This is a genomic window from Bacillus sp. LR--39 (assembly GCF_053613335.1).
In genome coordinates this window covers 1-597 of the sequence record NZ_JBSIOT010001228.1, presented here as the reverse complement: position 1 = coordinate 597, position 597 = coordinate 1, and the positions used below count along the sequence as shown (strand labels likewise).

1 protein-coding gene is annotated in these 597 nt (G+C 48.1%); it reads right to left on the bottom strand.

Annotation, left to right across the window (positions count from 1 at the left end):
• The coding region (locus ACWHAR_RS29595; protein WP_452088755.1) for a PTS transporter subunit EIIC at positions 1-597 on the bottom strand (597 nt) is incomplete at both ends.

The following is a 597-nucleotide window of genomic DNA, read 5'->3' as shown; positions in this document are numbered from 1 at the left end:
GGCCGGTTTCATCAGAATGTACGGGAAGTAAATCTCGTGAATCCCGCCGAAGAAATGGATGATCGCCGCACCGGGAGCCGTTGATTTTGAAGATCCTTTGCCAAAGAACATGTACGCCAGCAAAATGCCGAGCCCCGGTCCAGGGTTTGCTTCTACTAAAAACAGAATTGATTTTCCTGTTTGGGATGCTTGCTCGATTCCGATCGGGCTTAAGATTCCATGGTTTATGGCGTTGTTAAGGAACAACACTTTCGCCGGCTCTACAAAAACACTGGCTACCGGCAGTAAATTAGCGTGTACAATGACTTCCACACCAGCCGCCAGCAATTTATTTAGCGTCAAGACAACCGGGCCGATAGCGTAAAACGCGAGAATCGTTAAAGCCGCGCCGACAATCCCTGCCGTAAAGTTGTTGATCAGCATTTCAAAGCCTTGCTTGACTTTATCCTTGAATAATTTATCAGTCTGTTTAATGAGGTATCCGCCAAGCGGACCCATAATCATTGCGCCTAAAAACATTGGAATATCCGATCCGACAATCACCCCAATTGCCGCTGTCGCTCCGACAACTCCGCCGCGGTGGTCGTAGATCATTTT